Origin of the sequence: Coleofasciculus sp. F4-SAH-05 (assembly GCF_040222985.1) — a bacterium.
Lineage (GTDB): Bacteria > Cyanobacteriota > Cyanobacteriia > Cyanobacteriales > Coleofasciculaceae > Coleofasciculus > Coleofasciculus chthonoplastes.
Genome location: NZ_JAVKBY010000020.1, coordinates 22,591 through 28,925, shown reverse-complemented (window position 1 = coordinate 28,925; position 6,335 = coordinate 22,591). Strand labels below are relative to the sequence as shown.

The window sequence follows — 6,335 nt, the reverse complement described above, 5'->3', positions numbered from 1 at the left end:
GGGTTCCGTCCAGAAACAGGCTACACGTAGTCGCATCTGTGGACGGGTAAAATTCCAGCAGCTACATTGGTGTTGAACATTTTTGTATTGTTCCGGCGCGGTGGGGCATCCCGTGCCGTTAATAAAGCTCAGTTAATGTCCTAACCAATAGGTGGAGTCGCTGAGAAGCCCACATCATAATCTTTTTGATTGGATGTGGGAGTATGTCACAGTGTGATAACTCTGGCGAGGAAAACCCCGTCCAAATTGGATGCAATGCCACTTTGTAGGGGCATTACTGGCGATTTATCCCACGCTGAATAAAAAATTGCAGCGTGGGGAACCTATCGCCAGATTAGTTAAAAACTAAAGATAAACGACCGGGATTAGCAAAGCTGGTGGAAAAAGGAACACTTATCGAATTTCGTGTGCAAGGCGATCGTCATCTAGCGATTGTAGACCGCCCAGAGGGCAAAACGCGCTGGGCGGTTATCGACAAACAGGGTCAATCTCACACACTTCATCCCCGGCAAGTGACCTATGAAGTCCAGGACGGTACATTTGACGTCTCAGAAATTCCCGATTTTATCAGCCAAGTCGAACCCTATCTCGATCCATCCAGCCTAGAAGTGGCATGGGAATTGCTGGTGGAAGAGGGAAAAGCGGTAACCTGTGCGGAAATGGCACAGCTTTTGTTTTCTGACCAAAGCCCACCCCTATGTTATGCGGCTCACTGCTTGCTATCGGACGACAAACTATACTTTAAACAAAAAGCCGATAGCTATGAACCGCGTCCAGCTACGAAAGTGGCTGAAATGAAACACCAACAATTAGCCGCCGAATCGAAGCAGCGAGAGCAAGAAGAATTTTTAACCCGCACTCAGCAGAAACTCAATGGCGAAGCGGTAGAGTGGCAAGAGAGCGATCGCACTCGCTTTGAACTCCTAGAACGGTTTGTCCTTTATCCAGAAAATACCTCTCGTGCAGCCCAAGATATACTAGCTACTCTGGATCGCCCGCAAACTCCCCAAGCGGCGTTCGATCTGTTGGTAGACTTAGGCTTATGGAGTCCTCACGAGAATCTGTTTTTGCGGCGCTCATCTTACCCTGTTCACTTTCGTCGTGAGGTGCTTGACTTGGTGCAACACTACCTGGATTCTCCACCTCCCGACCCTGATCAAGACCGCTTAGACTTAACTCATTTGAAGGTATACACCGTTGATGATGAGAGTACCTCAGAAATCGACGATGGGTTGAGTTTAGAACAACTCGAAGAGGGTAAAGAACGTCTGTGGATTCATATTGCTGATCCAACCCGCTTAGTCAGACCCGACGACGAACTGGATCGAGAAGCCCGACGGCGCAGTACGACACTCTATTTGCCGACGGGGATGATTTCCATGTTTCCCCCTGAACTGGCAACGGGTCCGATGAGTTTGGTGGAGGGTCAAGTTTGCCCAACACTAAGTTTTGGGGTAATCCTGGATGAAGATGGCAGTGTTCAAGAGTACAAGATTCACCCTAGTCTGATTAAACCCACCTATCGCCTCACCTACGAAGATGTGGATGAAATGTTGGAACTGGGGGTGAAGGCAGAATCAGAAATAGACGCGATCGCGAAATGGGCAAAGCGTCGTCAAGAATGGCGGTCAAGTCAGGGTGCGATTAGTATCCACATGCCAGAGGCGGTGATTAAAGTCCAGGATGAAGATGAAATCATTATTCAGGTTTTAGAGGATTCCCAAGCGCGGCTAATGGTCGCAGAAATGATGATTCTAGCCGGGGAAGTCGCTGGACGTTACGGTCAAAGCCATCAAATTCCCCTCCCCTTTCGCGGACAACCTCAGCCGGAACTGCCCTCTGATGAAGAACTGCTGATATTGCCGCCTGGTCCAGTGCGCTTCTGTGCCATGCGGCGCTGTATGCCTCGCAGTGAAATGAGTATTACTCCCCTGCGTCATGCGGGTTTGGGTTTGGAAACTTATACCCAAGTTACTTCTCCTATCCGCCGTTATACGGATTTGCTGAATCATTTTCAACTAAAAGCCCACCTGCGTGGTGATCCTTTACCCTTTTCAGCTCAATACCTGCAAGAAACCATGCAGAGCGTGACTACAGCCGCATCAGAAGCCGCGATGGTGGAACGCCAAACCAATCGCTATTGGGGATTGGAATATTTACGGCGTCACCCGGATCAAGTGTGGCAAGCATTAATGCTGCGTTGGTTGCGCGAACACGACAACTTGGGCTTGATTCTGTTAGAAGATTTAGGATTAGAGTTAGTCATGCGGTTTAAGCGATCCATTAGACTAGGCGATCGCTTAGATGTTCAGGTAACTCATGCCGATCCACGTCAAGATGTGATTCAGTTTCGAGAACTGATGGATCAGGCGGTTGAACCTGCTGCTACCTAGAAGGCAGAGGAGATGAGGGAGCAGGGGGAGCAGGGGGAGCAGGGGGAGCAGGGGGAGCAGGGGGAGATGGGGAAGCAAAGGACGAATGACAAATGACAAAGGACGAATGACAAATGACAAATGACGAATGACGAATGACAAATGACCAATGACAAATGACGACTGGCTAGAAATTGGCAAAATTGTAGCTCCTCAAGGAATGAAAGGAGAACTGCGAGTCTATCCCAATTCTGATTTTCCCGAACGCTTCGAGAAACCAGGACAACGTTGGTTAAAGCAATCTCATGATAGTCAACCGCAACCTGTGGAATTATTAGGGGGGCGTTACGTTCCAGGTAAAGGGATCTATGTCGTGAAACTGGCTGGGGTAGAAAACCGGGAACAAGCCGAAGCGTTACGGGATGCAACGCTATTGGTTCCAGAGAGCGATCGCCCGAAGTTGGGAGAGAATGAATATCATGTCCTAGATGTGCTGGATTTGGAGGTTTTCAACCAGTTAACTGGGGAAGCTGTCGGTGTCGTCTTGGATGTGATTCCGGCGGGGAATATGCTTTTAGAAGTCAAACTCCACCAGCAACCTGAACCAACCCCAGCTAAACCAGAAGCGCCACTCCCGAACAGAATTAGTAAGCAACGGAAAGTAAAGAAAAAACAATCCAAGCCAGTAACCGTTTTAATTCCTTTTGTCGATGAAATTGTGCCAGTGGTAGATATTGAAAATGGTCGGATTGAGATTACACCGCCTCAAGGATTGCTATGATTTTTTTCTGAACTATTTCTTTGAATAGAACCTATTTGGATCAGGATTTTGACTCAGTTAAACACCCATTACCTATTACCTCTCCTCACCACCAGACTGATTCATACCAAGTTGCATAAGGTAGAATCTGTCATGCTGAGCAGAATGCAGTGAAACGGAATGACGCTCGCGCATCTGTCCAGATTCTTCGCTTCGCTCTCCAATGACATGATAGAACACAAGTTGGTATCAGCAAGCCCTATCACAGTGCAATCACTTCTCTCCCGTAGGGTGCGTTCCTTCAAATAACCCTTTATCTCAAACCAAACTTCCTCATAAGAACGCACCATCCTCAATTTCCCTTAGAATAGATTAAAACTACCAATTACCTGACTTAAAAACCTATCCATATCGCCATGTCCAAGACCAGAATTTTGCAAGAAGGACAATCTTATACCTTTCGTTCCTATTTTGAGATGCCCTACGAGGCAGAGGAAATTCTGGCTGAGTTTGATTATACTTTAGTGCGATCGCGTTTAGTTTTGCCAGCAAGCGATCGCCCCTTTCAGGGACTACCCGAATTGAAGCAGCGCTTGGAAGATGCGTTGTTGATAGTCAGCTTAAGTAGTAAAGCAGCACGACGGGAAGCTTTAGTATTTCCAGTATTGCTAGAAGTTGCCCGCTTTTGCCAGTGCCAGATTCGCATTGAGTATCCCTTAAGCGTCAACAATTGGTTGAAAGGCAATCTAGACTACTTACTCCGTCAAGAACACAGCTTGCTAGTTGTTGAAGCTAAAAACGATGACATTTCTAGAGGGTTTACTCAGTTGGCGGTGGAACTCATTGCTTTAGCACAAGCCGAAGAGAAAGATGTGCTGTATGGGGCTGTAACCATCGGCAATGTTTGGAGTTTTGGCAAGTTAGACGCTAAGAAATTAAAGATTAGCCAAGACATTACCCTTTATCGCGTCCCTGATGACTTAGAGAAACTTACTCACATCCTCGTGGGAATTGTGGCTGGCGAGTTGTCTGATGAATAAATGACAAAACTAATTAATAAAAGTTACACTAAGCTTATGCTATTATTAATATAATTATTGAGGAATGCCCGATGTTAAACCTCAAGCCACTCGGATTTTCCATTGCGATCGCTACAGCGTTACTTTCTCTAAGCGTTGATAGTAAACCGATTCAAGCTCAATCCATAACACCTGCTGATGGGACAAATACCATCGTTACTCCCGATGGCAACCGTATCGATATTAGCGGCGGTATGTTGTCCGGAGATGGCAGCAATCTCTTCCACCACTTTCAGAAATTTGGCTTGAGTCAGGGGGAAATTGCTAACTTCCTCTCCAACCCAAAAATTCGCAACATTTTGGCGGGAGTTGTCGGTGGGGAAGCGTCCCTGATTAATGGGCTGATTCAGGTGACAGGGGGAAATTCTAACCTGTTTTTAATGAATCCGGCTGGAATTGTTTTTGGCAGTCAGGCGAGTTTAAATCTTCCAGCGGCTTTTACCGCTACGACAGCCAGCAGTATTGGGTTTGACGGGGGTCAGTTTAATGCCGTGGGTGACAATAATTATCAAGCGCTCATGGGTGATCCCAATGCCTTTTCCTTTGCCATGGAACAGCCAGGAAGCATTATTAATGCAGGTGATTTGGCTGTGGGTGAGGGGCAAAATCTGACGGTTGTCGCTGGACAAGTGATTAACACGGGGACGTTCTCTGCACCTGGGGGAAAAATTAGCGTTGCGGCTGTACCCGGAACCAGTCAGGTGGTGATTAATCAAGAGGGAATGGCGCTGGGTTTAAAGCTGGATGTGACCGATTTGAATGATAACGGGATTGGTGATATCTCGCCTGCAAGTCTGGCGCAGTTAGTCACAGGTGGAACTCTCATTCCAGCCACAGAAATTCAAGTTGATGATCAGGGTCAAGTCTGGTTAGCCGCTTCAAATCAGCCAATTCCTACAGAAACGGGAACCGCTGTTATTTCTGGAATCCTTGATGCTGCTGATAGTGGAACAGGGGGAGCGATTCAGCTTATCGGGCAGAACTTAAATTTATATGATACAGAAATTAAGAGTGGCACAGTATTGCTTGAGGCGATAGGGGATATCTCTCTTGTTTCTGGAACTATCGATGCTTCTGATACTATTAACTTTTCTGACGTTGGTGGCAACATAACGGTTACCACGACCAATGGAGAAGTTGCTCAGGGTAACATTAATATTGATGATGACAGCATAGCTTTTTTTGTTAGTGATAATCAGGTAATTTTTGGGGACAATAGTGTTAATGATCCGACGGCTTCTGACTCAGGTGGCAGTATAACTATTACCGCTACTGATGAGATAACTACTAACGGGAATAATTCTAGCGATGGTGGCAGCATAACTATCACCAGTGATGGAGGAATTACCAACGGGAACGGTTCTAGTGGAGAGGAAACTCCTGACGGAAATTCTGGAGGGAAAATTGTTCTTGAACCCGGAATCAATACAGAGACTCCCAACACTGATTCTAAGACTTCTGAAGAAACTCTAGAAACGGATACTGAAACCGTTGGCATCAATACGGTAAACTCTGAAATAGAGCCAAAAACAATTGCAGATGATATCGATTATTCAGATTTACCAATTACTCCAATTGTAAATCAAGCCGTTAATCCAGCCATACAATTGGTTAATAGCACCCCGCCAAATCTTCCAGTCAAACTTCAGCCCAGCGAAGTTGACCCTGTACTCGACTGGACAGGTAATATTGTACAAGATTTAGTAAGGGCAAATAACTTCAGCCGAACTAGAGGAATAGAGACGATGGTAAACACTCAACGCCACTGGAATAATTTCCTGGAAGCGGTGAAAGCTGAAGATGCCAATGATATAACACGCCAACGGATATCTGATGCCGTCATTAATCAAATGCAAACTAATATAGGACAAGAAATTAATCAAAGATATTGTTCTACCGCCAGAAATGGGGTTGATTGCGAAGAAGAAAAAGTAAATCCCTGATGTTTTGTGGATAAATTGATTTCTTCTAGAGTATTGATCAATAAAAAATCAATTTATTGTAGGGTGGGTTAGGCGGATACTTCATCATGAAAATAACTTTTTAATCGGGTGTCCGCCGTAACCCACCAATACTATCATTTACCCACAATTAAGTAGAATGGTACTGAAATTTTGGCTGGTG

Annotated in this window: 5 protein-coding genes; 4 read left to right on the top strand and 1 reads right to left on the bottom strand. The window is 45.8% G+C overall.

Annotation, left to right across the window (positions count from 1 at the left end):
• The first annotated feature begins 377 nt into the window (after positions 1–377).
• Positions 378–2,393 carry a ribonuclease catalytic domain-containing protein gene (locus RIG27_RS02210; protein WP_446340973.1) on the top strand — a complete coding sequence of 672 codons (2,016 nt, stop codon included), beginning with the start codon at positions 378–380 and terminating at the stop codon, positions 2,391–2,393.
• On the opposite strand, the gene RIG27_RS02205 is transcribed toward RIG27_RS02210, so the two are convergent.
• Positions 2,390–2,548 (bottom strand): hypothetical protein, encoded by a 159-nt coding sequence (locus RIG27_RS02205; RefSeq protein WP_446341999.1) that lies wholly within the window; start codon positions 2,546–2,548, stop codon positions 2,390–2,392. The genes RIG27_RS02210 and RIG27_RS02205 overlap by 4 nt on opposite strands.
• Here RIG27_RS02205 and rimM point away from each other — a divergent pair.
• The 3 genes from rimM to RIG27_RS02190 all read left to right on the top strand — a co-directional run bounded on the left by rimM (position 2,542) and on the right by RIG27_RS02190 (position 6,154).
• A complete protein-coding gene (rimM, locus tag RIG27_RS02200) occupies positions 2,542–3,153 on the top strand; it encodes a ribosome maturation factor RimM (protein WP_446340972.1) in 612 nt (203 codons plus the stop codon). The two genes, RIG27_RS02205 and rimM, sit on opposite strands and share 7 nt — an antisense overlap.
• Positions 3,154–3,548: 395 nt before the next feature.
• A complete protein-coding gene (locus tag RIG27_RS02195; protein WP_446341997.1) occupies positions 3,549–4,172 on the top strand; it encodes a hypothetical protein in 624 nt (207 codons plus the stop codon).
• Positions 4,173–4,243: 71 nt separating this feature from the next.
• The gene (locus RIG27_RS02190) at positions 4,244–6,154 is read left to right on the top strand and encodes a filamentous hemagglutinin N-terminal domain-containing protein (protein WP_446341995.1); all 1,911 of its coding nucleotides are present in this window, start codon (positions 4,244–4,246) and stop codon (positions 6,152–6,154) included.
• The last annotated feature ends 181 nt before the right edge of the window (positions 6,155–6,335 follow it).